Origin of the sequence: Rummeliibacillus sp. SL167 (genome assembly GCF_007896505.1) — a bacterium.
Classification (GTDB): Bacteria; Bacillota; Bacilli; order Bacillales_A; family Planococcaceae; genus Rummeliibacillus; species Rummeliibacillus suwonensis.
In genome coordinates this window covers 2,199,257-2,224,918 of record NZ_VCBM01000001.1, presented here as the reverse complement: position 1 = coordinate 2,224,918, position 25,662 = coordinate 2,199,257, and the positions used below count along the sequence as shown (strand labels likewise).

The 25,662-nt window shown below is 33.4% G+C and carries 21 protein-coding genes; 15 read left to right on the top strand and 6 right to left on the bottom strand.

The window, feature by feature from the left end:
* The first annotated feature begins 329 nt into the window (after positions 1 to 329).
* A complete protein-coding gene (locus tag FEZ13_RS09965; RefSeq protein WP_146549721.1) occupies positions 330 to 905 on the top strand; it encodes a TetR/AcrR family transcriptional regulator in 576 nt (191 codons plus the stop codon).
* Positions 906 to 1,254: 349 nt separating this feature from the next.
* On the opposite strand, the gene FEZ13_RS09960 is transcribed toward FEZ13_RS09965, so the two are convergent.
* Positions 1,255 to 3,324 (bottom strand): DUF2339 domain-containing protein, encoded by a 2,070-nt coding sequence (locus FEZ13_RS09960; RefSeq protein ID WP_186725833.1) that lies wholly within the window; start codon positions 3,322 to 3,324, stop codon positions 1,255 to 1,257.
* Between the two features lie 426 nt (positions 3,325 to 3,750).
* Between FEZ13_RS09960 and FEZ13_RS09955 the strand changes: the two genes are divergently transcribed.
* Positions 3,751 to 3,942 carry a hypothetical protein gene (locus tag FEZ13_RS09955; protein WP_146549719.1) on the top strand — a complete coding sequence of 64 codons (192 nt, stop codon included), beginning with the start codon at positions 3,751 to 3,753 and terminating at the stop codon, positions 3,940 to 3,942.
* Positions 3,943 to 4,755: 813 nt separating this feature from the next.
* Here FEZ13_RS09955 and FEZ13_RS09950 read toward each other — a convergent pair.
* Positions 4,756 to 5,079: a pyridoxal-phosphate dependent enzyme gene (locus FEZ13_RS09950; protein ID WP_255473090.1), complete on the bottom strand. Its 324-nt coding sequence runs from the start codon at positions 5,077 to 5,079 to the stop codon at positions 4,756 to 4,758.
* 339 nt (positions 5,080 to 5,418) lie between these two features.
* On the opposite strand from FEZ13_RS09950, the gene FEZ13_RS09945 reads away from it, so the two are divergent.
* Positions 5,419 to 6,474 carry an acyl-CoA dehydrogenase family protein gene (locus tag FEZ13_RS09945; protein ID WP_255473089.1) on the top strand — a complete coding sequence of 352 codons (1,056 nt, stop codon included), beginning with the start codon at positions 5,419 to 5,421 and terminating at the stop codon, positions 6,472 to 6,474.
* A gap of 414 nt (positions 6,475 to 6,888) precedes the next feature.
* On the opposite strand, the gene FEZ13_RS09940 is transcribed toward FEZ13_RS09945, so the two are convergent.
* The 3 genes from FEZ13_RS09940 to FEZ13_RS09935 form a co-directional block, all read right to left on the bottom strand.
* A complete protein-coding gene (locus FEZ13_RS09940; protein WP_146552501.1) occupies positions 6,889 to 7,983 on the bottom strand; it encodes a DUF5105 domain-containing protein in 1,095 nt (364 codons plus the stop codon).
* A gap of 461 nt (positions 7,984 to 8,444) precedes the next feature.
* A complete protein-coding gene (locus FEZ13_RS20000; RefSeq protein ID WP_255473088.1) occupies positions 8,445 to 8,570 on the bottom strand; it encodes a hypothetical protein in 126 nt (41 codons plus the stop codon).
* A gap of 239 nt (positions 8,571 to 8,809) precedes the next feature.
* Positions 8,810 to 9,334, bottom strand: a complete 525-nt coding sequence (locus tag FEZ13_RS09935; RefSeq protein WP_146552500.1) for a hypothetical protein — start codon at positions 9,332 to 9,334, stop codon at positions 8,810 to 8,812.
* Between the two features lie 890 nt (positions 9,335 to 10,224).
* Here FEZ13_RS09935 and FEZ13_RS09930 point away from each other — a divergent pair.
* The 5 genes from FEZ13_RS09930 to FEZ13_RS09910 all read left to right on the top strand — a co-directional run bounded on the left by FEZ13_RS09930 (position 10,225) and on the right by FEZ13_RS09910 (position 16,238).
* The gene (locus FEZ13_RS09930; protein ID WP_146549711.1) at positions 10,225 to 10,584 is read left to right on the top strand and encodes a P-II family nitrogen regulator; all 360 of its coding nucleotides are present in this window, start codon (positions 10,225 to 10,227) and stop codon (positions 10,582 to 10,584) included.
* 5 nt (positions 10,585 to 10,589) lie between these two features.
* Entirely contained in the window at positions 10,590 to 11,900 is a 1,311-nt protein-coding gene (locus FEZ13_RS09925) for an ammonium transporter (protein ID WP_186725832.1), read from the top strand.
* Positions 11,901 to 12,452: 552 nt separating this feature from the next.
* Positions 12,453 to 13,307, top strand: coding sequence for a DUF5011 domain-containing protein (locus tag FEZ13_RS09920; RefSeq protein ID WP_146549710.1), 855 nt, complete (start codon positions 12,453 to 12,455; stop codon positions 13,305 to 13,307).
* A gap of 404 nt (positions 13,308 to 13,711) precedes the next feature.
* On the top strand, positions 13,712 to 14,836 hold the full coding sequence (locus FEZ13_RS09915) for an NAD(P)-dependent alcohol dehydrogenase (RefSeq protein WP_146552499.1): 1,125 nt from the start codon (positions 13,712 to 13,714) through the stop codon (positions 14,834 to 14,836).
* A 607-nt stretch (positions 14,837 to 15,443) separates the two neighbouring features.
* Complete coding sequence (locus tag FEZ13_RS09910; RefSeq protein WP_146552498.1) at positions 15,444 to 16,238, top strand: hypothetical protein; 795 nt, start codon at positions 15,444 to 15,446, stop codon at positions 16,236 to 16,238.
* Between the two features lie 1,069 nt (positions 16,239 to 17,307).
* Here the strand turns inward: FEZ13_RS09910 and FEZ13_RS09905 are convergent.
* Positions 17,308 to 18,066: an HIRAN domain-containing protein gene (locus FEZ13_RS09905; protein ID WP_146552497.1), complete on the bottom strand. Its 759-nt coding sequence runs from the start codon at positions 18,064 to 18,066 to the stop codon at positions 17,308 to 17,310.
* 595 nt (positions 18,067 to 18,661) lie between these two features.
* Between FEZ13_RS09905 and FEZ13_RS09900 the strand changes: the two genes are divergently transcribed.
* From FEZ13_RS09900 to FEZ13_RS09870, 7 genes are all read left to right on the top strand, one after another.
* A complete protein-coding gene (locus FEZ13_RS09900; protein WP_146552496.1) occupies positions 18,662 to 19,264 on the top strand; it encodes a glycerol-3-phosphate responsive antiterminator in 603 nt (200 codons plus the stop codon).
* Positions 19,265 to 19,565: 301 nt separating this feature from the next.
* A complete protein-coding gene (locus tag FEZ13_RS09895) occupies positions 19,566 to 20,861 on the top strand; it encodes an ABC transporter substrate-binding protein (RefSeq protein WP_146552495.1) in 1,296 nt (431 codons plus the stop codon).
* An 86-nt stretch (positions 20,862 to 20,947) separates the two neighbouring features.
* Positions 20,948 to 21,856 (top strand): carbohydrate ABC transporter permease, encoded by a 909-nt coding sequence (locus FEZ13_RS09890; protein ID WP_146552494.1) that lies wholly within the window; start codon positions 20,948 to 20,950, stop codon positions 21,854 to 21,856.
* Complete coding sequence (locus FEZ13_RS09885) at positions 21,846 to 22,670, top strand: carbohydrate ABC transporter permease (protein WP_146552493.1); 825 nt, start codon at positions 21,846 to 21,848, stop codon at positions 22,668 to 22,670. Before FEZ13_RS09890 ends, FEZ13_RS09885 begins: the two co-directional genes overlap by 11 nt.
* Positions 22,671 to 22,682: 12 nt before the next feature.
* Positions 22,683 to 23,810, top strand: coding sequence for an ABC transporter ATP-binding protein (locus FEZ13_RS09880; protein ID WP_146552492.1), 1,128 nt, complete (start codon positions 22,683 to 22,685; stop codon positions 23,808 to 23,810).
* Between the two features lie 15 nt (positions 23,811 to 23,825).
* Positions 23,826 to 24,635 carry a sugar phosphate isomerase/epimerase family protein gene (locus tag FEZ13_RS09875; protein ID WP_146552491.1) on the top strand — a complete coding sequence of 270 codons (810 nt, stop codon included), beginning with the start codon at positions 23,826 to 23,828 and terminating at the stop codon, positions 24,633 to 24,635.
* Positions 24,629 to 25,414, top strand: coding sequence for an HAD-IIA family hydrolase (locus tag FEZ13_RS09870; RefSeq protein WP_146552490.1), 786 nt, complete (start codon positions 24,629 to 24,631; stop codon positions 25,412 to 25,414). The genes FEZ13_RS09875 and FEZ13_RS09870 overlap by 7 nt, the downstream gene beginning before the upstream one ends.
* Positions 25,415 to 25,662: the final 248 nt, after the last annotated feature.

Below are 25,662 nucleotides of genomic sequence, written 5' to 3'. Positions count from 1 at the left end.
AATCGTTGTAAGATCACTATGAACGATTTTCTACATGAAATCATCGTATAAGCCTTTGAAAGATACTGAAAAGTAGTTTCCTTCAAAGGCTTTTTTTCTATGGAGCGGGAGAAGGTGACTGACTCGATTATACTTGTCTATTTCCTTCATGTGATGTCGTCCGTTCAGAGAATTTGTTCAAAACTTGTTACGTCAACATGCCTGATATTTTTATCCGAATTTTGCAGGATAAAATTGTTCGTTTTTTCATTTAGATCCTGCATGATGAAATTGATTCTTTCATTTCGATTTAGTACGATAAGTTAAGATAACTTAATGGAGGATATGAAATGAATAATGAAGATAAGTATGAAAGAATAATAGAATCGGCAATTGAAATCATTTCAGAAAAAGGTTTTCAAAAAACGGTTGTTTCGGATATTGTCAGAAAAGCTCAGGTTGCTCAAGGGACATTTTATCTATATTTTTCTTCTAAAAACGCATTGATACCTGCTATTGCTGAGCGGCTATTAAAAATGACATTATATAAAATAAAAGAGTCTATGTCAGAAAGTAAGGATTTTTGGCACGCACTTAAAATTTACATTGACGAAACTTATAAAATTACTGATGAATATAAGGATGTACTGATTCTTTGCTACTCAGGATTGGCCTTTGAATATTCGATGGAAACATGGGAAAAAATATATCAACCTTATTATGAATGGTTCGAGCAAATTATTCATAAGGCGATCAGTCATAAAGAAATAATTGCTAACATAAATGTCGTGTCGTATGCCAAATTACTAATCAATTTAGTAGAAAACTCCGCAGAGCGTTTTTATATTGCAAATGACCAAAATCTTACTGATGAAGAATCTAAAAAGGAATTGTTTTTATTTATCCAACGTTCCTTAAAGTGCTAGGCATCGAAACAATTCAGAAAATAGAATACAAATAAAGAGGCTGGGACAAAAATATTTTGGCTAATGAAAAATCCGAACAATGAATAGAAATTCTAATAAGAATTCTCTACTTGTTCGGATTATCTTTTTATCACCATGCTATAGAATTTAATGATTCGGCTTTGGGAGACTCTAATTCAGTTCTGTCCCAGCGTCTTTTCTTTCATTAATAATTTGCAGCTGAAAGATCCTCCAATTATCCGCGGCAGGTATTACTACATTTAACAAGTAACCTTGCCATACACAATGATTTTGAGCAATCGGGGAACGGGGTCGATCGAGTGACAAGCACCGAAACAATTGAATTTATTTACAACTTTTTCAGTAATCTGTTCGACAATACAAGTCCAAGAGCCCCAATCGTAATAAAGACAATCGCACGAATGGACAAGTCGAGATTTGACAAGTCGGCCAAAATCAATTTACCAATGGCTAACATGAGAAGTGTAAAACCAGATTTTAGCATTAACTGCCAGCCATTCTTTCTTCCTTGAAAAATAAAGATTACAGATAATGCAAACAATAATCCAGTCGTGATAATAATAAGCATGTAGCGTTCAATTTCTGATGTAGAGTATAAAAAGTGAGCAAAGCCCCATAAATTTAAAAGTATGATAAGCCAACCACCGATTAATAACTTTTCATAATATAACGCTAACCATTTTTTATATCGCTGATAAATAGCCCCTTTGTAATACACATCAAGTAACAATGCCATCCATATAGCTAAATAAATGAAGCGTGTTGCCATCTGAACAAGTAATGGTTGAGAGATATTAGTCGATAACCAAACAAGTAATGTACAAATGATGAGCAAGCCCAAAAGTACCATTGGTAAGGTTGAACGAACGATTTTTAGTGGTGCAACCAGCGCAACTATACTACTTAGTGCAATAAACGTATAGGTCAAATAATATTCTCCCAATGTTTCTAACGTATACTCGTTTTCTAGCTTAATAACAAAAATAAGTATAAATACATAGGTTACAATACGCACAATATCTGGCCAAATTATTTTTTGTAAGGAAATTTTAACTTGTTTTGTTGTTCTTTCATTATAAAAAATACAAATGACCATCGAAAGAATTGCTATAATATGAGTTAAAATCTTCATCGGTTGGTATACATTTTGTAGTAAAAAAACAAAGAGCGCTGTTAAAAAAAGTAAAGCAATATTTGTTATTTTCATCGTTTTTGCTTCTAAACGAATTGCTAAAATAAAGCCGATTGTACCTGATATAAATAGAAGTATTAGTCTCCAATCATCATCCATTTTCGAAGCAAGAATCATATTTATAACACCAATGATGACAAGTGCTGCAAAAATATCGACTGCATAATGAATACCGCGTTTTTTCTCCCATAACACAGTACCCACCAAAAATACGGTCATAAAGAAAAAGAGAATCATCTTATCTACAGTCAACTGCTCAAATACCTGCAAAGCTGTTATACCAGCAATGCCGTAACTATATAGTAAATTACAGTGTAAAGTAAGTCTTTTTTCTTCCTTCTTCATGAAAATCCAACTAACAAAGAACGTTATAATTGCTACAAATGCCCCGTAAGCATATGTTTCAGAAGTTACCTCGCTCATTCCATACAAGATGAATATGGATAAGCCTACAAAAAGAGTAGTTACATACAATGCGATATACTGACGATGTTTAATAATTGCATATTGAATCGCTACATAAAGTAACACGATAAAGCCAACAATAACTAACGCATTAAATGACATATATTCTAGTAAATAAGGTAATAGTAACGACGTAAACATAACAAAAATGGTGAGTCCTTCATTCCCTTTTCTTATACATAGTGCAATCCCATAACCTATATATACTAAGGCAATCCAAAGAGCAACAGTAGTTGTCATGACATCATATATAAGTACTGCAGCAGCTGTTGCTAATATCCCTATCGTAAAAGAGCCACTATATAAAGCTAAGTGAATAGTCCTTGAACTCTTCCCTTTTTTCTCAAGAAATAATGCTAAAGCGCCGATCGCAATAGAGGTACAGTATGCTAGTAAAACTTTCATCTGATTCCCCAACATCCCATAATCGCTCATAAGTTTCAATCCCCATAATACGCCCAGCACGAATATTAGCATAAACACTTTCGGTAATATTCCTATCAGTTGTTCCTCAAATGTTTTTTTCGGAGCCTTTTGATATTCTGACTCCTTTACTTGAGGCTTTACGACCGGTTTTTTTCTAGTATCCAATATACTTTTACTCGTTTTTTGTGATTGTTCTTCCATCACTTTTTCCATTTGTTTATTACTCTGAACCTGCTTCATTTTTGAAATCTCTGCTTTTAACGATTTTACTTCTTCTTCTAATTTCTCAATCCTATGTTGCCAGTGTTCATCCATCATTTCAATCCTTTCTTTATGAACTTAATCTCTTATAGAAAAATTATAACATTTAGCTAATATTCAGTAATCATATTAAGTACCAGGCACCGAAACAATTCAGAAAATAGAGTACAATTCAAGTCCTTAATTTCTCAGGTTAAAGACTTTTCTCATTTAAAGTTTGCATTAATAATACGCCTAAGAAACATAAGAAAGAGCATTTTTATTCGCTAATTTCGATGATTTATTTGCTCTCTGAGCACATTTATTCGCTCCATTTCAAATTGTATTCGCCCTCTCAGCAATTTAAGTCTTCCAAGTTCTCTAGATTGGGTGCCGTGCGTATCGTGGTTATTAAAAAAACGAAAATTGTGTTGTAATCGAAATGCCAGGATTAGTGCTATACTTGTGGGAGAATACCTGAAAGGAGTTTGAACATATCTTATGAAATACGTGAAATCTCAAATGAACCGGTTGGTTAAAGAAAATAAAGAGTTGCAAAAGCACTTAAAAGAGTTGATGGTAAACCTTGATCTTGAGAAAAACTATGCGCTTAAGGCTTTGTATCATTCAGAAGTTGCCGATGGGGGAAAGTATCAGTTAGCATATCAAGAACTTGACTTACCCAAAGAATAAGTCAGGATCCAGATGCCGAATCAATTCAAATAATAGCCTTCAGAGAGTCCTTAGCTACTTCAGAGATTAAGGGCTTTTTAGATAGAATAGAATTCTCACTCAAGAAATATTGTATTTATGAAAGTTCTAATGTAGGGATACATTAGGACTTATTTTGTTTTAGGAGATAAGTTCAGATGCTAGGCGTTATTACATTTAACGTCGCTGCACAATCTGCTCCTGCCATATGAAGTTCGCTAACACCTGAAAGGGAAACTGGCGACTTTTTGTAGTAAAATCATCGATCGAGCGATAACAAAAAAAGCTCATAAAGTGGGGAGTAAAGACATTTCTTCACTTTATGCGGTATATAGGATCGTATACGTCTGGTGATGTGAGAGGTTGGCTGGTCAAGTAATGATTGGCCTCCTGCTCGATTTGGAGGAAGACGCCAATTGGCGATCCACGATAATCTGAAATACATCCAATAATTCTGTGAATGTAACCACTACTATAACCTAAAACGAAAAGAGGCCACGAAATGATCCGCAGCCTCTATTTACCTGAAAATTTTGGTGCCAGGCACTCAAATAATTAGAAAAACGGGTCTATCCACGGGAAATACAGTTCAATCCACGGGAAATACTACCCAATCCACGCGAAATTGGTTTCAATCCATGTTCAAGACCATTCAATCCACGATAATCCGAAGTTGATCCATGTTTGAGAAAATTTAAGTCCTAAAATGGGGCATCAGATATTAAAAAGACTTAATTGTTTTGGTGACAGGCATTTAATTTTTACAGGCACTTAATTTTTACAGGCACTTAATCCTTATTCAAATAAATCTGTAGACAAGTATCTCAAACCTGTATCTGGAAGAATTGCCACAATTCTTTTACCGTTATGTTCAGGGCGTTTTGCTAATTGAGTTGCAGCCCAAATAGCGGCTCCCGATGATGTGCCGACTAGAATGCCATCTGATTTTGCTACAGCACGTGCAGCCTCATTTGCTTGACTTGTTTCGACTTCAATTATTTCGTCAATCACGTCTCGCTGGTTGGCTACAGCTGATTTGGTGTCGGTTCTCGCTTTTAGCAAACCAGCAAGACGTAAATTGCTAAGAAAGTGAATAACAATTAAAGATAAACTTATCAAATTAACAAATAAACCCTAATAGAGAGCGAATAACCCAGTCAAACTAGCAAACAAATCGTCCGAGCCAGCGAATAAATCCTATCAAAGAGCGAATAAACGCCAAGAACGAAGTACGATACAAAGAAGACTTAGACCATCGATTTATTATCGCAAGTAAGAGCTCGATATCCAAAACATTTCATAAACATATCAGCAATCTCAGAAATTATGTTTCATCCCAATATCATCTACCCTAGAAGTTGCCACTCCATTCGCGAATCGAAGGTCTCTTACCGTTATTTCCAATCTTCTTCTGTTCGTATTAAAATAAAGGAAATCGAGTAAAAGAGGTAGATAAATATGTTTGATGACAAAACTATTCAGCTTATTCGAAGCCAAGTTGTCCAAATGGAAAAGCTTGGACAGCTGACTCCGGAAGTTCTTGAAATTATTTATGAAAAGCGTTTGTTTAAATTGTTTATTCCTGATGAACTGAACGGGAGAATGACATCATTTCCGGAAGCGATTCAGCTCTTTGAGGATGCGGCTTGGATCGACGGAAGCTTTGGCTGGCTTGTGCAAATCGGATCAGGTGCTGGATTTTTTGTGACGACGATGAAGGAAAAGCTGGCAGCAGAAGTATTCACCAAACAAGATGTGTATATTGCAGGCAGCGACCGTCCAAATGGTATTGCCAAAAAAGTAGATGATGGCTATATTGTCACTGGCAGTTGGCCATTTTGTAGTGGATCGATGCATGCTACGATTTTTACTGCCAATTGCATTCTTGAAACTGATGATGATAGAAACGGAACGATACAGGCCTTTGCGTTCACACCTGAACAAGTGAAAATTGAACAAGATTGGCATGCATTTGGACTGAAGGCAACGAATAGCTACACAATTCATGTGAAGGACGCATTTATTTCTGAGGAAAGGGTATTTGATGCCTATCACCCACATTTTTATTATGATGATCCGGTATTTCACTATCCGTTCGTTCCTTTTGCTGAGGCAAATATTGCTGCAACAACTATCGGTATTGCACGACACTTTTTTGACGAAGCGAGAGCGTTTGCGTTGACGAAGAAAAAAGCGTGGGGTTCTGCACGTTATACGTTTGTAACGAACAAAATAGAAGAAATGGAGCTCCCTTTTAATGCTGCTGTTCGTGCGTTTCATCAAGCAGTGGAACAATCTTGGATGACCCATGTCTCTGGAAAAGAATGTTCTGAGGAAGAATTGCAAGCCATTAGTAAGCAAAGTAAGGTAGCTGCTCAACACGCTGTACATGGAGCACAGGTGTTATTCCGATATCTTGGAATGGATGCCATTATGGAAAATACGAACATCAATCGAATATACCGTGATTTACATACGGCATCACAGCATAAACTGCTCGTGTCATATGATTAAAATCAGGTACCAGCGTATAGCACAAATAAGTTTTTTTAAAGGGCACAAATCGCGAGAGAGCAAATAAATGAGGCAAACTAGCGAATAATACCTGGCAAAGAGCAAATAAGTCTTCCGTACTAGCGAATAAAACCAAATAAAGAGCGAATAAATATCAAAGACATTTCCCAGCCAGTCAACTCAAATAATTCAGAAAACAGGCTACTATTCAAGTCCATAATGCTGTATATAATAGAAAGAACACAAACCAACTTAAAAGGAGGCCGCCGAAAAAATCATTTCATCTCCAAAATTTGATAAAATCAGCCTTTTGGCTAGTAAAATGAAAGAAAAGATTTTATCAATAAAATGGGAATGTTCTTGTTTTTCAGTAACCTCACTTAAGGTTTGTGTTTCTTTGTCGTAATCGCCGCTTTAATACATGACTAAAACAAATGCTTTGAATAAGTCATCATAAGCGCTATTCATATCTTCGTCTGTTGTTTGAATGTTCCATTTGCCATCTTCATTTTTCAGCGTAAGTGAAAAATCACGAGAGTCGTCGTCTAGTTTAGTATTGTTTAGAATTTGGTCAATTCTAGTAAAGATATAAACTAAAGCATCTTTTTCTGCTTTATCGTATTCATCATAAGAATATTTATTTTGATTTTTCTTCGAGAATTGATCGCCGACTTTTTCAGATTGCTTGTACAGATCAGAAGTATCAAAGTTTTTGAATTTTACCATCACTTTTGCTTTTTTGGTATCTGCGTATTCAATTTGGTAAGTTGGCTTGATCTTTTGGTTCAATGCTTTACGGTATTTTTCAATAAATATTTTCTCTGTCTTTAAATCTGGTGTATAATCACCGAATCCTTCTTTCAGTTGATTTCCAAGTTCTTCATCAAATTTTTGACTGTCTTTGAGCACATCATTGGTAACTAAAGTTTTAAAATCAGGGTTTTCTTTGCTTAGGAATACATTATCGACGTATGCCTCTAGTGCTCTTTTCGCATTTTCATTGTCATTTTTATATTTTGACGGATCTACTTTTACAACTAATTCTTTCGATTTTTCACCTTCATCATTATAAATATGCGGTTGGAAATGAAGTTCATATTTTTCCTCTGGATTGATAGGATATGCCAGATCACCAGATGCCTTTTTTTCTGGTGAAACGCTTCCAGATAATTCTTCATAAGATTCTTCATCTGGCGGATTGACATAAACCGTTTCAATCTTCTCATCATTTTTATCATAAAGACTGAAATCTGCACCCGATAAGGAAACTTCATTTTTAGATTTATTATGTACCGTTACGTTCAACTTGAGGTACGTTTTTTCTTCGTTATCATCATATTTGGTGATGGTTATATATTCACCTGAGTTGACTTTGAATCCAACGTCACTTGATTCTTGCTTCGAATCAGAACCACTGCTACTTGAACCACATGCTGCTAGAAGCAGTGAAAGTACTGCAAATAAGCTAATGAGTGCCCACCTTTTCTTATTAATAACAAATCCCTCCAATTATAATAATCTCTAGATGAGATTATAGCACTCCCTGCCATATTTCGTGGGTTAAAATGTAAAAATGAAATAAAACTACCAAATAAGGAATGGTTATAAAGGAGTATGAAATAAGTAATCATCCATTGATTTGATGAATAATTACCTATAAATGAAGAAAATAACTTGTTTTAATTTTTAAAAAAATAAAGTTTTGTCGAAATATAAGGGATTTTGCATTAGATTGTCATTCTATATGGATAGATAAAGAAGAAATAAATTAGGTAGAAAAAACTAATAAAAAATGAATATTAGATAAAAATTTTACTTTTGATATGAATGTTTGATTTTTGAAGGGTTTCACTTTATCTAACAAAAATATTTCGGAGATGTTCAAAAAATATAAGTGGCAAATGCTAATAGTAGCCTTTTCTGTTTTCTCGATAAATTTTTCTATAGTTGTTTCTAAAAAAATGCCCTTTTTAGGACTTGTCACTTTTGTTTCGAAACATATCGTTTTTTTTCTTTGATGCCTTTACTACAAAAATTGTTGAAACAATAACACCAACTAATGCAGACAAAGAAGAAGTCAAAACTACTATAAACATAAGACAAACACCTCTGTTATTTTTAAATTTGCATTATTCACTAAGACAGCTTATTTTTCTTTAGATTATTATTCTACAAATATTTCCAAAATCCTTGTTGCTGAGCATATTTTATCTAAACTAAAGAAATTCGAACTCATCCATATACAAGTAAAGATGTTGTCCAAAACTACAGACAACATCTTCCTGGAAGTATACATTATTCAGTTAGTGAATAAATGAAATAAAATAGTAAATTTTTATTTATTCATCAAATGAAGTAAGTGATCGTATTTTCTAGGAAAGTCAGCGCCTAATTTTTCTATTTCTATTTTGGCATTTTGAATGAGTTTTTCGGCTTTCCCTTTTGTTTGATCATCTAATTGAAGAAATTGTCCTCTTTTTTCATGATGTTTTGGGGGCAATACAATGCCGAATTTTTTTAGCTGGGCATCAGCTTCTGCTTTTGTGATCGTCCCGTCTTTTCGCTTTTTGATAATTTCCTTCACTTGTGCCTTTGTTTTTTCATCTAAATTTGCAAATAAATGGTGTTTCGAATGATGTTTTGGAATATCAATTCCCAGTGTTTTTAAATCTGCATCTAGCTTCTGTAAAATCGTATCCACTTTTTGTTTTGTAGCGGCATCCAGTTGTTTATTTGTCGTATTGGCTTGCTTATTTTCTGCAGTGGTAGCAGCGGAAGTTGAAACAGCTGCGCTACTTATAAATCCTAGCGTTAATGCAAATGCTAGGGAAAGAGTTCCCCATTTCTTCTGTATTTTCATTTACAATCACTCCTTTATTTAAAATCGAATTTGACATTAGTCAATGTATAACCATTAATTTGATTTGTTTGTTTTTTCATCATCCTTTCTTTTTAAGGTTATTTTTATTTATGTTGTCCAGTTAGAAAAATTTTAAAAGCATTGAATTTCTTTTCGTTTGAAGAAATGCATCGAAGGAATTTTATTTGGGCTACGAATAATAGAAGAAAAACGATCAAAATAGACATTCTAATGTAATCTGCGTAGAAAATTAGGCCTTTGGGATTAGTGAAAATGGTGATTTTGACATATCGATGTTTTTCCTAATACGCAGAATGAGTTGTATGGATACGAACTAACCGTACAAATAAAAAATTAAAAATTTGTTTAGCTAAAGTCTAACGTTAATTCATTAATAAAAGGACTAAAAGATCATCTGAAATATAAAAAGATAAATTTATATTATAAATGAATCAATTTCATAAATCATTTTCTTCTTAAAAAATACGAACATTTGATAATAACTAATTTTGATAGTTGTGGAGAGGAGGACGGCGACTCCTACGGGAAAAGCTTGAGCTGAAAGCCCCGCAGGAACGTAGTGACGAGGAGATTGAAGCCAAGCCCGTGGAAAGCGCCGTCTGGAGCGGAACAAAAATTCTGAATATTAATGTTCATGTTGATTTAAAATGTTCGTGTTTTTTATCTGAATTTTACATTATGAAATTGATTCAAATTAATAAAAATAATATATATACATTATTTTCTATCCTTCGCAATCAATCTACAAAAAATTCTAAAAACTTTCAATAATTCATAATTTCCATTCGAAATCCATTGACACATTTTTAAAGTTTGGTATAATTCTTAACATAGTATGTGAGAAAATCTGACATAAGAAAGGCATTTTCATGAAAAAAATTGAAGCAATTATTCGAACTGAAAAGTTAACTGAAACGATTAAAGGATTAAAAAACATAGGTATTACAGGATTCACAGTATCCCAAGTAGTTGGGAGAGGGAAACAGAAAGACAATCAGGGTGTCTATCGTGGAAAAAATTATAAAGTGACCCTCCATCCAAAGATCAAATTGGAGATTATCTTATCAGATCATATGGTGGACAAGACCATCCAGCAAATTGTTGATTCTGCTCAAACTGGAGAAGATGGCGACGGTAAAATTTTTGTTTTTCCAATTCTCGAAGCCTATAACATTCGAACAGGAAAGGCAGATTATGATATTGATGATCTGTTAAACCAGGAGGAATAACGAACGTGGAATTAATGTATATAAATACCATATGGGTTGTATTAGCTGCGGCAATGGTGTTATTCATGGAAGGTGGATTTAGTTTACTTGAATCTGGCCTTGTAAGAACGAAAAATGCCGTAAACGTAACAATGAAGATTTTTGTGGATCTAACAATTGGAGCTTTAGCATTTTGGCTAGTTGGTTTTGGGATTATGTTTGGGCACGATACCTTTGGACTATTTGGTACTTCATTGTTTGGAAGCCCAGAAAAAATTGATCTTGCTTTAAAATTACCAAGTGCAGCATATGTCCTATTCCAAATGGGATTTGCCGTAGCTTGCATCTCCATCGTTTCTGGTGCAGTCGCAGAACGTATGAACTTCAAAGCCTATATTTTAACAGCTGCATTGATTTGCATTGTTGTTTATCCCATTTCAGGCCATTGGATTTGGAATAGCGATGGCTGGTTGGCTAAATTAGGGATGAAAGATTTTGCAGGTTCTGCCGCTATTCATGCAGTTGGAGGATTTGCTGCATTTGCAATGGCAAAAGTACTGGGACCAAGAAAAGGGCGATTTAATTCAGATGGCAGTACGAATGTTTTTGCGCCAAGTAATATTCCTTTAGCTTCTGCTGGAACGTTTATCTTATGGTTTGGTTGGTTTGCTTTTAATGCCGGAAGTACGTTGGATGCTTCTAACACAGCCTTAGCAACTATCGCGCTCAATACGATGCTTGCAGGCGCAAGTGGTGGTACAGCTGCATTATTGATAACGATGAAAAAGTTCGGAAAAGTGGACCCTAGTATGACGATCAATGGTGTATTAGCAGGTTTAGTGGCAATTACAGCTGGATGTGCCTATGTTTCAGAGTGGAGCGCCATTGTTATTGGGATTACTAGTGGCTTTATCGTGATCTATGCAACACTATTTGTAGATAATTTAAAAGTCGATGATCCAGTCGGGGCGGTAGCCGTTCATGGTTTCAATGGTGTTTTTGGTACCATAGCAGTTGGTTTGTTTGATACCACGCATGGCTTACTCACAACAGGCAGTTTTTCTCTATTAGGAATCCAACTGTTAGGTGCGGTCGTTGTCATTGTTTGGGGATTGCTTGGCGGAACATTTATGGCCAAAGTATGTGAAAAGACGGTAGGGCTACGTGCAACAGAACGCGAAGAAGAAGAAGGATTGGACATGTCCTACCATGGTATTCCTGCCTACAATGAATTAGAACGTTTCACTGATCTACCTACTAATTTATACGATTTTGAAGAATCGACAGGCGTCAAGGTTTCTCCTACAGTTCCTCCTAAAGAAAGATTCAATGAGTAATGTAGCGTGTTGTAGATTTAGCCGCTGATGGATGATATCAGCGGTTTTTTTGTTTTCATGACGATGTTCTTTAGTATGGAATATCACCTGACTTATACATTATTAAGGACGTTTTCTTTACACAAAACAAGATTTGCGAAGATTATGAGCCTTTTTAATATTGAATTTGGTTTAATGCAACACTAGTAACTCCTTTAATATTCTATATGCCCTTAAGTTCTTATTAAAACATAGAAATATTACATGAATTTTATTACAGGGCATATGTAATACGAAATTAAGTTGAAAATAATAGAAGGCATAAAAAATAAAAGATACATATTTGTAGCTCATTTGGAAAATTGCTGAGGACAATAAAGATTGTTTTAAAAAAATTAATAGTAAGAACAGAATGTTTACTTTCATTTAATAAAAAAACGCTAAATGTAATAAAAAATAGTACTTTTTTGTGCTAGTATATTTGTTGAGGTTGCCAAAGGAGAAATATGGTATTTGTCCATGAATTAAACAAGGTAATCCTTACAAATTGTAACAATAAAAGAGAATAGAAAAATGAAAAATTACACACAAATAATTAAATCTGTAGCGGCGTTTGCTTTGGGGGCTTCTGTTATTACATCTGCAGCAGTAGCAGTTGACACAACGGCATCTGCAAAAACTACTCATAAAGTATTAAAAGGTAAACTTGTGAATTCTAAAAATAAAAAAGTAATCGCAGGTTTTAAAGTTTATAACTCTGTTCTTTATAAAAATGGAAAAACCTTTACTGGTATTTACAAAGGCAAATACTACAAAGAAGGTCAATTGTATACTGGCGTAGTATCTAAAACTTTTTATCAAAAAGGTGTAGCAGCAACAAAAGTATTTAAAGGTGTCTATTATAAGAAAGGGAAATGTTTCACTGGTACAGTAGGTAAATATTATTTTAAAAGTGGGAAAAAATTCAAGGGATCTAAAGAAGGGAAATACTATGTGAATGGTGTTCCTGCAACAGGTGTTTATGAAGTAAACGGAGTAAACGTACAATATAAAAACGGTAAAGTAGTAACTGATAAAGTTGCTCCATTGATCAAACTTAAAGATGCTAAACAAACTTTTGTGATAAAAAATACTGGTACAGTAACTTATAAAGTTAGAACGGGTGATGTATTCACTCTACCAATAGTAACTGCCAAAGATAATTTGGATAAATCCGTTAAACTTGTTACTTCAATTACTGATTCACAAGGCAATACAGTTGATAAGATTGACACAAGTATAGCTGGTATTTATACGATTATTTACACAGCAAAAGATTTAGCTTCTAACCAAACTACAGTGAAAGTAACTGTAAATGTTGAAGATGTTACATCTGTAGAACCAGCACAAACTGCAGATCAAGTCGAAATATCAGAAACAGCTAAATAATTGTTTAAATATTGATGAGGATTTTATAAAGAAAAATAAGTGTTCTTTAGACTGTAGATAAACTCCAAGAATTTCGAGTTTGTCTATAGTCTTTTTTATAGAGATATTAGATTGTATTAATATGTATGAGTCAAATTGATATGTAAAACTATACAAAAAATTGAACATTTAAGTATGTTCAATCTGGTAATTTCGGGGGGAAGGAAGATGGTTCTAAAGGGAAAAGATTTAGCTGAAAGCTCCGCAGAAATATATTGTCTTGAAAACTTGGTATAGTATTATCCAATTAGGAAATGAAATACAGTTTCCATTAACAATCATATATTTTCTTTTTTTCCATATAGTATTATACATTCTGATTATGGAAATAATAAATATAAATATAGAAGAAAGAGGGATTTCTCATGAAAGTAAAAGCTGCCGTAGTCAATAAATTAAATGGTCCATATGAAATGGAAGAATTGAATCTTGCTGAAATGCAAGATGATGAAGTTTTAGTGAAATTAGTCGCTTCAGGAATTTGTCACTCTGATGATGCTGTTCGTGCAGGTGATTCTCCATATGATTTCCCAGCCGTATTTGGTCATGAAGGTTCTGGCATTGTAGCGAAAATTGGGAAAGCGGTTACAGAATTTAAACCAGGTGATCATGTAGTAGTTTCTTATGCGTATTGTGAACATTGTGATAACTGTCGCTCAGGTTTACCAGCTAACTGTGATCATTGGATAGATTTAAACATGGGACCAGGTACAAGAGCTGATGGTTCTCATGTATTCCATAAAGAAGATGGTACACCTGTTGGTAACTTCTTTGGTCAATCCTCATTCAGTACTTATTCTTTAGTACATGAGTCTAATCTTGCAAAAGTAGATAAAGAAGTCGATCTTCGTTTAGTGGGACCATTAGGTTGTGGTTTCTTAACTGGTAGTGGGACAGTATTTAACGGATTGAAACCAGAACCAGGTTCAACGATAGCTGTATTTGGTACAGGTGCTGTGGGTCTTGCTGCAATGATGGCTGCTAAAATTTCTGGTTGTTCGAAAGTTATCGGTATTGATATCCATGATCACCGCTTGGCAACTGCAAAAGAACTAGGGGCAACACATATTATCAATAGTAAAAATACAGATGTTTTAGAAGAAATCAAAAAACTAACAAATGGAAAAGGCGTTAACTACTCAATCGATACAACTGGAGTTTCGGCAGTTATGCACACGGCCATTGATGTGCTTGCTATCGGTGGTGTAACGGCTCCTGTAGCAGTAACACTTAACTCCATTGATGTTCACCCTTTGGTAGATTTAACAGTGCTTAACCGTTCGATCAAAGGTGTATTAATGGGAAATGCAATTCCTCAATTATCAATTCCTCAACTTGTTGAATTTTATAAAGAGGGAAGATTTGATTTTGATAAATTAGTGAAATTCTACAAATTTGATGATATCAATCAAGCCTCAAGTGATTCACTAACAGGAAAAACAATCAAACCAATTTTAATCATTGATGAAGACTATGTACCTGGAAAATAAGCTTTAGGTCTAACATAAGGGACTTTCCAATAAATGTTTGGAAAGTCCTTTTATTATGGACTTTAGTCTGTTGAACCTGAAGAAGGCTCAACAAAAAACACCTGCTATACGGGTGGGTAATAAGATGTTATACATAGGAAAGTCACTCCCCGATCAAAAGTGAGTTTTGCTTAAATTTTGGAATAAAATATGAAATATCTAGAAATATATTTATTATTAAGCAAAAAAGTTTTTATAATTGAGTTAATTTCATAAATCATTTTCTTCTTAAAAAATACGAACATTTAATAATAGCTAATTTTATAGTTGTGGAGCGGAAGACGGCGACTCCTACGGGAAAAGCTTGAGCTGAAAGCCCCGCAGGAACGTAGTGACGAGGAGATTGAAGCCAAGCCCGTGGAAAGCGCCGTCTGGAGCGGAACAAAAATTTCTGAATATTAATGTTCGTATTGATTTAAAATGTTCATGTTTTTTATCTGAATTTTACATTATGAAATTGATTCAATTAAATATATGTTTTTAACTTTTTATACAATATAGGGTATTTAAATGATATAATATTATTATTCCTAATTATTAAAAATTAAGGGAGAAAGCAGTTATATCTGTGGGTAAAAAGAACTTATTTTTTAAAAGTTTTGTAGTCTTTAGTTTGGTATTTTCAATTTTTATTGCTTCTTCTTTTGATCCATATCAAAATAAAGAAGTCAGTGCAAAGATGCAAGAACAACAAGAACAAGTTAAAGATTTATTAACTAAATCTGATCAATTCAATGAAAAATTTCATGGTGCTAGTCGGTCAATTGAAAAAAAGTTAACGGTAAACACAAAAAAATTAATTTTTGATAATAAAATTAGTTTGGTTACCAATGGAAAATTGGATTTTCTTAATTTAGATGTCAAAGCTGGTGATGAAAATGACATTGTTTATCTTCCTATCGTGTATAAGAATGTAAAAACGGAATTGAATAAATCTTATTTCGCAATTATCTTTGATAAGAATGGACATTTAGAATATTATGCTGAAACTAAGATTATTGGTGATGACGTTAACTATACAGCTGACGTAGAGGTTTATAACAATGGAGATTTAGCCAAAAAAGAACATTTAAAATTAGAAAAAGAGGACTTTGATCTTTCTTCCTCAAATGAGGAAGTTGCTAATAAAGGGCTAACTTCATTTTTCCAACCTGTAAAGGCAAGTGCTGGCTTTTGGAGCGAGTTTAATGATTGTTTAGCTAGCAAAGGAATTGCTGCTTGGGCAATTACAGCTTTATCTGTGGCTTGTGGATTTGCATGTGCAAGTACAGCAGGCGTTGCGTGTATCCCTTGTTTGTTAGGAGCAGGCTTGGCAACTGAAGGCGTAGTTTCTTACTGTGCTTTTAAAGTTAGAGCAGGATAATGAATCTAAATGTAAACTATACGGAGGGATAATTTATTATGGCTAAAAATATTCTTTCAATATTTTTAGTGATTTGTGGATTAATAGTTGGTTTAACCTTACTTGATATTATTAATATACCTTTGTTTTATCCATACGCAGGTATAATTATCAGTACAACAGTATTATTAATAATTCTCTTCAAAAATAGAAAAACTAAAACCAATTCGACTCGGTAATCTTTAACTAAAGTTCCTTCCTCATTTTGAGGCCACTGAAAAAGTCAATGCATCTTCAAAAAATGATAAAAATAATCTTTTTTAGTTCATAAAATTAAAGAAAAGATGGATTTTTATCAATGAAAATAGAGATTCTATAGTTTTTCAGTGGCCTCCTCATTTCGAGAGGGCATTTTTTATTTCTTTTAGGGGGGAGAGCGGTCAGGATTATGCGGATTTACAACGCTAAGATAGCAAACAATTTTATATGGTTATGAAGAGTATCTCAATAGATTAGTTTTGACCATTTTATTTTCTATCAGCTAGATTTACAGGATGAAGATGTTGGTCCTTCCTCTTCATGATGATGACCAAAAGTCTTCTCTATCGCTATTACAATATAAAATATTTTATAAAAGTTGCCTAAAATAATTTAAATGGCACGACCAAAACATATAACATGAAGAATTCACTTGTAGCACAAAGGGTGGTGTTTCTTCAAAAAAGGAAAAGAATCAAAAGTCTTTTTTCCCAAAATAATAAAAAATCACAAAAAGTCCTTAATCTCCGAAGAGGTTAAGGACTTCAATCATAGACCCTGTCAGAATTGTGTAAGCTTTGCATATATACTCAAGCGTAACAATTGCTTAAGCTATAACTATCTTTCACACCATAAAAATCAGATTAGCATATTTCTAGATCTTCTAGTTGATCTTTTAAATAACCTTTTCACACCATAAAATTCGGACAATTCTGACTTGTAGCTACTTCTATATGATAACAATATTTAAGCTTACAATAATCTTTAAAGCCTTTCTAACCATCATAAATGTTGAGATGTTTTGATACCTAGGCAGGCAGGCGTTGTCATGTCATACAGGCAAGAGAAAGTGTTCCTTAAACCCCTTTTGTGTATTACCGTTTGTCATATGCCCTTGAATTTTTAGTAATAAACGTAGTTGTGGGATGTTATTTTTATCAAGACTTAAATCAGATACAACAAAAAGCTGTTCTTTTTCAATCATATCTTTGAAAAATGCTGAATAAAAAGCAGGAACATACCCAACTTTTACATTATCAATAAAAATAGCTACTGCACAATCATCCTGTGGGTTCTCTTTATCTATTTTAAATGTAAGGTCAACAGGTTTTAAGTCCCAGCTTCGTTGTTCCATTAATTTTTGACCTTCGTAATATCTCCAACCTCTTGCAAAAAATTCCACTTTATAAACTATATTTTTATCATCGAATATTATGGGATTTACAAATTCATAATTGTCTGTAGCCAATCTGCCGCCAGTGGCTTTTAAAATCTCCATAGTTGTTGAGTTTCTAGTTAATCCATTTTTTTTCAAGAAAGCGTCATAATCCGGCCTATTTGTGTTGGGTACTCTGCGCGCAAATGGAAGAAATAACTTATTGGATACATAAGTTTTATCTAAATCTTGAAAGGCGATATGTGGCTGATAACCATTTTCTAACGCTTCTTTAAGACCTCTACGCTTCTTCTCCAGCTCGTATGAGAACTGGTAGTAATGATTTTCTTCATTGTAAAGTAGATTACCTACATGGTACCATTGACGGGTAGTTTTATTTTGCCATAATAAGCAAAGTTTTTTATTTTTAGTCATACCAATTTCCCCCTTCGTCAACGAACTGTCTTACCATATTAATACGAAAGAAAAGCAATTTTGATACAAATTTTTTTTGGCTCTCTGACATTATATCATAAGGTATAGACTTTATAATATTATCCAACATTGAAGCATTAAAATTAACAAATTTATACGAAGATTTTTTAAAAACATTGTAATTATATTTGTATAAATATGTAATCAAATTTTTGCTTTTCTGTGTGGGTGACTGGCACCAATCCTCTTTTTAAGAATTATATCAAAAATATTTCCTAATTTCTTCCTAATCAACACGCCTGTATTCGATCTAAAATATGAACATGACTTCCCAGATTCAAATATATGAAAGGTTCCAGAGGTGCTAGTAGGTATCGTTGGAATATTGAAAAAAGAAACACCAACATATCACGTTATTTTCTTTACCATATGTAGGAAATCTGATGTAATATATATGGATACAATTAAACAATATCCTAACAAGATAGTTAAATATGAATATGCCCTGGATGAAGTTTGGAGTGTGATTGTTAATTTCTATTGGAATTTATGTTCATGTGAAACTTATGTGAGTCTGAAAGGGAGGGGATTTTCCATGAAAGCAAATAATGTGGGACAGGTTTTATTAGAAAGATTAGAAAAATATAAAATGGTTGCTGCTATTAAAGACATCAAGAATATAGAGCGGGCGATCAAGTATAAAGAAAATCTAAGTGCCGTATTGCTAATGACAGGTTCTATATTAAATGTTAAGAGATATGTTGACTATATTCAATCTGAAGGATTACCAGTTATTTTGCATGTTGATAAAATAGGTGGACTGGAGATGGACCACGATGGAATTGACTTTATAAAAAAGAGTGTTCGTCCATGTGCAATAGTTACAACGAAGAGTGGGGTTATAAAAAGGGCAAAATTCAGTGGGATTTTGGTTATTCAGCGAATATTTTTAATAGACACTGATGTCTATAACAACTTATTGGAAGATGCCAATCAAATTCGCTCGGATATAATTGAGATTATGCCAAGTCGAGCCCCTGACTTTATAAATAAATTGACAAAGGTATTACCTGTACCTATTATCACAGGTGGATTATTAAACTTACCTCAATATGCAAAGGAAGCACTTGATAATGGTGCTCTTGCGATTACTACATCAAACTCAGAATTGTGGAAAATAGATATGAACGGAATTTGAATCATAAATTTACATATAATTTATACTTGCTTTATATGTGATTAACAAAAACTGTATATAGTAATAGTGTAAAGTGAATAGCAAAAAGGCGCGAGTAGAGAGACCTCAAATAATGTATTTATTACATTTTATTTGAGGTCTTTTCATTTGTGTTTTGAGTGGGCTAATGGAGGTGATTTTAATACATATTCACTATTAAAAGGTAATTGGAGGTCCGAAAATATGGTTGGTGTTTGTGGTAGTACTCAACCTTACTTGTTTTATGGAGTATAAGTAAATCTAATATACGAGGAGGAGCATAATGAAATCGTTCTTAAAATTAGTAAGCGTATTTGTTTTCATAATAATCTTAACAGCATGTCAAAGCTCGGAAACAACTAAATCAAATAATGAAAATGGTAAAAAAACAGTTATTGAGTACTGGCATGTAAATGCGGAAACTCAAGGAGGAAAAACAGTAGAAGAGTTAGTCAAAGAGTTTAATGCACAAAGTGATACTACAAAAGTTGTAGCTAAATACAATCCAGATATGTATAAGGGTTTAATGCAAAACTTACAAGCTGAAGTAGCAGCAGGAAAGACACCAGCTGTCGTACAGGTAGGTTGGTCCTTTTTAGATTATTTTTCAAATAATTTTAATTATGTATCTCCTCAAGAAGTAATAGATAAAAATTATCCAGAAGATAAAACGTTTTTACAAGATCACTTTTTAGAAAATGTGATGAATTTAGCAAAAAATTCAAATGGTAAACAAGTGGGTGTTCCATATTCGTTAAGTAGCCCAGTGCTTTATATTAATAGAGATTTATTAAAAAAAGCTGGATTAGATCCAAATGGACCAAAAACGTGGGAAGAAGTAAAAGAATTTTCTAAAGTAATTAAAGAAAAAACAGGCAAGTACGGTTTTTATTTCCAAGAACCAGCAGATAACTGGGCAACTCAAGCGTTACTTGAAAGTAATGGAGTTCAAATGATAACAGATGGTAAGGCAACATTTGCTTCAAAAGAAGGGATTGAGGCTTATCAATTATTGGCTGATATGATTCTAAAAGATAAATCAGCAGTTCATTTACCTTGGGATCAAGGCGTGCAAAGTTTTATCGATGGCAATGTAGCGATGGCTTATACAACAATTGCACAACGTTCTAATATTCAAGATAATTCAAAGTTTGATGTAGCTACGATTAAATCTCCAGCATGGAATGGAAAAAAAGTGAGAGTGCCAGCAGGCGGTGCAATGCTTGCTATTACAGCAAAGGAAGAAAACCAACAAAAGTCTGCATGGGAATTCATGAAATATCTCTATAGCGTTGAATCAATGGCTAAATGGACTAAAGGAACAGGATATGTACCTCCGAGAAAGGAAGTTGCAGGAGCGGAAAATGGACTTAAAACCTATTTAGAAGAAAATAAAATGATGCAAGCAGCAATTGAACAAATGGATGAAGTTGTTCCATGGACATCGTTCCCTGGAAATGCAGGTTTACAAGCAGAACAGACATTATTAGATGCTCGTGATGAAATTCTAAGTGGCAAAATATCTGTAGAAAAAGGGTTGTCTTCTGCTCAGGATACTATTAATAACTTGTTAAAGTAACGTTTAAATGATTGTTCATATGAACCAGTATCCATAGTAATACTAGTTCATCATTACCCATTTTACAAATGTGGAGGACAAATAATATGAGTACTTTATTGGCTGTAAAACCAAAAGTAATAAAAGAAAATTGGAAAGCTTATTGCTTATTAATCCCGTCAATCATTATATTTGCGTTATTCATGTTTTGGCCATTTATATACACCGTATATTTAAGTTTTTTTGAATGGAACATGATCAGCCCCACAAAAAAATTTGTAGGTTTTCAAAATTATATCGATGTGTTATCCGATTCAAAAAATTATAAAGTGTTAGGAAATACATTTATTTATATTGCTATATTACTGCTATTGAATTGTATCATTCCATATATCTTCTCTTATGTAATTGATATAGTACTAAAAAGATTTAAAGGATTTTATAAGAGTGCAATATTTTTGCCGGCGTTTATATCATTGGTAGTAGGATCGATATTGTTTACTTGGATTTTAAATCCAGTGTCAGGCCCCGTTGCGATTATTTTAGGATGGTTAGGTTTTGAAATGCCAATTTGGAGTAAAACAGATGGATGGGTCATATTAGTTTTAAGTTTAATCACATCTTGGAAAGTATTTGGTTATAACTTTATTGTACTTTATGCATCTATAAATGGTATTTCAAAAGAGTTAATAGAAGCGGCCAGATTGGATAACGTTCCATTATGGAGAATATTTATTAATATTGTTTTGCCTATGAGTAGTGCCACTGGTATTTACGTGATTATTATTACAATTGTTCAAGGATTACAGTACGTTTTTACGCCAATTAAAGTTATCACACAAGGTGGCCCTAATTATGCTAGCTCAAATGCCATATATCAAACATATCACGAAGCTTTTGTACTCTATAGAACAGGACATTCTGCTGCATTATCCATTTTAACTATGGTCATATTCATAGTGTTGTTGATGATTGAATTTAAGTTTGTTGAGAAAGGTGTTTATTATGAAAATTAAACGCTCTGTGTCGATACCTTGGCATATTATTTTTATCATAACAGTACTTTTACTTTTATTTCCCGTGATTTTTGCGATAGGAAATTCATTTAAATCATTAGACAATGCGTATAGTAGCGTTTTAAACATCATTCCATTAAATCCAACGCTTGAAAACTATAAAACTTTTTTTGAGAGTTTACCTGCATTAAGGATTACGATCAATACGTTTATTATTGCCTTAGTTGTTACAGTTTTTAAGTTAGTTACATCTTTTATTTCAGCGTATGCTTTCGTTTACTTTCATTTTAAAGGAAAAAATGTTCTGTATTTTGTATTAATAAGTACAATATTTATCCCATTTACAGTAACGATGATTCCAAATTATTTGATGGTATCTGATTTAGGATTAGGTGATAAGTTATGGGGAGTAATTTTACCTCAACTTGCAGACGCTGTAGGTATTCTTCTAATTAGACAATCTATGAAAACGATACCGTTCTCATTAATTGAGGTAGCTCGATTGGATAATTTGGGGCATGTGCTAATTATGAAAGATATCGTTCTTCCTTTAGTTAGACCAGCTGTTACATCAACCGGGATTTGGTTCTTTATAAATTCTTGGAACGAATATGTATGGCCAGTGTTAATACTAAAAAGTACAGAAAATTATACATTGCCTCTCGCTTTGCAAATGTTCATAAGTTCAGAGGGCGGAACTAATTTTACTGTGGCAATGGCAGTATCAGTTCTGACTATGATTGTCCCTTTAGCTTTATATATCGTTTTCCAAAAGTATATTATCGGTACGTTCACTACTTCAGGAATAAAATAATGGGGGATTATGATGAAAGAAATTAGATTTGAAAATGTGGGAAAGTCCTATGGAAAAACGGAAGTAGTAAAAAATTTAAACCTTACCATTAAACAAGGAGAACGTTTAATTCTTTTAGGTCCATCCGGTTGTGGTAAATCTACCACGTTACGTATGATAGCTGGGCTTGAGGATATTACATCGGGTGACTTATATATGAATGGTAGAAGAATAAATGATATCCCGAGTGGAAAAAGAGATATTGCTATGGTGTTTCAAAACTATGCATTATATCCACATATGAATGTTATAGAAAATATTACTTATGGTTTAAAGGTTCAAAAGGTACCAAAGGATGAAATTAACATCAGGTTAAATGCGGCATTAGAAATGCTTCAACTAAAAGGGTATGAGAATCGACTGCCTAAAGATCTATCAGGTGGTCAAAGACAGCGTGTTGCTTTAGCAAGAGCGGTTGTAAAAAAATGCGATTTTTTTCTATTAGACGAACCGTTATCAAATTTAGATGCTCAGTTGAGGATATCTGCTCGCAAAGAATTAGTAAAGATACATGAAATGTATAAGCAAACAATCGTTTATGTAACACATGATCAAATTGAAGCGATGACTATGGGGGATCGTATAGCATTAATGGACCAGGGTCAGTTACAAATGCTTGATACACCAGAAAATGTATATAATCGTCCGGCAAACATCTTTACCGCAAAGTTTATCGGATCCCCGCCAACAAATTTATTTGACATAGTTTATCATGATGGTGATGTAATTATTGGACAACAGAAATTCCAATTAAATCATATGTGGATTCATTATATACATCAAAGTGGTGTAGAAAAATTTGTATTAGGAATTAGACCAGAACATATAGAAATATATAAAACTCCACAAAGACAGTTATTAACAGGCACTGTAAAATATGTTGAAAACCAAGGAAATAGCTACTGTATTTATATTGATTTAGAAGGAGAAGAACTGATTGTCGTCAATAAAGATAAAAATTGGTATCCGGGTGAAAAAGTATTTATTAGACCAATGATCGACCATATACATTTATTTGATCAAGAAACGACAAATTCAATTGGCTATCCAAAGGATTTAACCACACTAAAACAACAAGTAAAAGAAAATAATATTATTTAGATGGGATGATGAAAAATGATCAGAAAAATCTGTTATTCAGACTTAGCTCTTCTTTCAAATGATATTTTAAAGAATGTCAATATGTTAATAGAACATGGGGCAGATAAAGTTGAACTGCTAATGGATGGAGATAAGTGGGACCAAAGTGAAATGTTATTTCCACAAATTTCATCAAAACTAAAAGATTTGTCTGTTGAATACACGATTCATCCACCAGCATGGGATATTAATCTAACAAGTGAAAATAAGGTAATTAGAGAGGCATCCTATTCAGAATATATGAAGGCAATCCAATTTGCTAGCATGATTGGCGCTAGTCATGTCGTGATTCATCCTGGTTTCTGCTTTTCCCCAGTTTTTGATAAAAAATTAGCACAACAACGTGCGATAGATTATATAAAACGATTATGTGAAGTTGCCAAGCCTTTAAATGTAAAACTTGCCATAGAAAATGTGGGGTATAATGGAAGTTCTATTTTTACCCAAAATGAATTTATTAGTTTTCTAGAAAATATGGATGAAATCGCGGGGTATTTAATAGATATTGGCCATGCCCATTTAAATGAATGGGATATTCCCCAACTATTAAAAGATTTAAAAAATAGGATTCTTGCACTCCATATCCATGATAATGATGGTACCAGTGATGATCATTTACCAATTGGTGAAGGAACCATTCAATGGAAAGAAATTTTTGAGGCGATAAATGAACTTTCATCTGATTGTCAACTAATCTTAGAATATGCTCCTAGGACATCATTAGAAAAACTAGTGGAAGGCAAGAACCTACTGCAACAGAATAAAGGTGGAATGTTAGTTTGGTAAATATTGATGACTTTGATGCGTACTGCTTTGATCTAGATGGAACCATCTATGTTGGTGATGTGATTTTACCAGGTGTAAAAGAAACGATTGACAGGTTAAGACGTTATGATAAAAAGCTTCTTTTTATTACTAATACATCTACACAAACAAGAGAAGAATGTTTACATCGCCTGCAAAAAATAGGGATTTCTGCTGACCTAGATGAAATAATCACGGCATCTTTTTTATCAGCTGTCTATTTTTTTGAACAGTTTCCTAAAGCTCAAATTTATATAGTTGGTGAAAAGGCCATTAAAGATGAATTTAGTCGTTTTTCATTAAAAGTAATAGACAATCCTATGGAAGCAACACATGTAATTGTAGGATTAGATTATTCTTTCAATTATGAGAAACTCAATTTAGCAATGAATGCAGTTCGAAATGGAGCAAAGTTAGTTGCGACTAACCTAGACCCGTGTTATCCAGTGCTTAAAGGGCATGTTTCCGATACACTTGCAATAGCCAAAGCCATTGAAGTAGCATCTGGCAAAAAAATTGATAATATCATTGGAAAACCATCCTCTTTTTATGGCTCTAAAATAATTGAAAAATTAAAAATTTTGAATAACCGCTGTCTAATAATTGGAGATCGGCTTGAGACTGATATTATGTTGGGGAAAACCAACAATTTTCGAACGTGTCTTGTACTAACTGGAGTAACCAACAAGAAAGATGTAGAAAAGACAAAGATTTACCCAGACTATATTGTAGACAACCTTCACTCTTTGTTATGGACTTAAGGATATACAGCCTTTTAATAGATATGTACTGCAGACTATATAGAAATTTACAAAGTCAATAATCAGTGGAAATAACCCATTCTTGAGTTGAACGCTCGGTGGGTTATTTATTTTATACATAGCAAAATTTCAAGAGGAATTTTATTTTCTAAAAAAATAAAAAAGCTTGGTGAAAAAAATACAGTCAATAATCAACATCTTATAAAAAATTCTACTTGAATCAATTTCATAACTCGATTTTTTCAAGA

Coding starts and splice junctions, on each gene's coding strand:
- FEZ13_RS09965 (WP_146549721.1), top strand. CDS start 330: ATGAATAATGAAGATAAGTATGAAAGAATAATAGAATCGGCAATTGAA.
- FEZ13_RS09960 (WP_186725833.1), bottom strand. CDS start 3,324: ATGGATGAACACTGGCAACATAGGATTGAGAAATTAGAAGAAGAAGTA.
- FEZ13_RS09955 (WP_146549719.1), top strand. CDS start 3,751: ATGAAATACGTGAAATCTCAAATGAACCGGTTGGTTAAAGAAAATAAA.
- FEZ13_RS09945 (WP_255473089.1), top strand. CDS start 5,419: ATGTTTGATGACAAAACTATTCAGCTTATTCGAAGCCAAGTTGTCCAA.
- FEZ13_RS20000 (WP_255473088.1), bottom strand. CDS start 8,570: ATGTTTATAGTAGTTTTGACTTCTTCTTTGTCTGCATTAGTTGGTGTT.
- FEZ13_RS09935 (WP_146552500.1), bottom strand. CDS start 9,334: ATGAAAATACAGAAGAAATGGGGAACTCTTTCCCTAGCATTTGCATTA.
- FEZ13_RS09930 (WP_146549711.1), top strand. CDS start 10,225: ATGAAAAAAATTGAAGCAATTATTCGAACTGAAAAGTTAACTGAAACG.
- FEZ13_RS09920 (WP_146549710.1), top strand. CDS start 12,453: ATGAAAAATTACACACAAATAATTAAATCTGTAGCGGCGTTTGCTTTG.
- FEZ13_RS09915 (WP_146552499.1), top strand. CDS start 13,712: ATGAAAGTAAAAGCTGCCGTAGTCAATAAATTAAATGGTCCATATGAA.
- FEZ13_RS09905 (WP_146552497.1), bottom strand. CDS start 18,066: ATGACTAAAAATAAAAAACTTTGCTTATTATGGCAAAATAAAACTACC.
- FEZ13_RS09900 (WP_146552496.1), top strand. CDS start 18,662: ATGAAAGCAAATAATGTGGGACAGGTTTTATTAGAAAGATTAGAAAAA.
- FEZ13_RS09895 (WP_146552495.1), top strand. CDS start 19,566: ATGAAATCGTTCTTAAAATTAGTAAGCGTATTTGTTTTCATAATAATC.
- FEZ13_RS09890 (WP_146552494.1), top strand. CDS start 20,948: ATGAGTACTTTATTGGCTGTAAAACCAAAAGTAATAAAAGAAAATTGG.
- FEZ13_RS09885 (WP_146552493.1), top strand. CDS start 21,846: ATGAAAATTAAACGCTCTGTGTCGATACCTTGGCATATTATTTTTATC.
- FEZ13_RS09880 (WP_146552492.1), top strand. CDS start 22,683: ATGAAAGAAATTAGATTTGAAAATGTGGGAAAGTCCTATGGAAAAACG.
- FEZ13_RS09875 (WP_146552491.1), top strand. CDS start 23,826: ATGATCAGAAAAATCTGTTATTCAGACTTAGCTCTTCTTTCAAATGAT.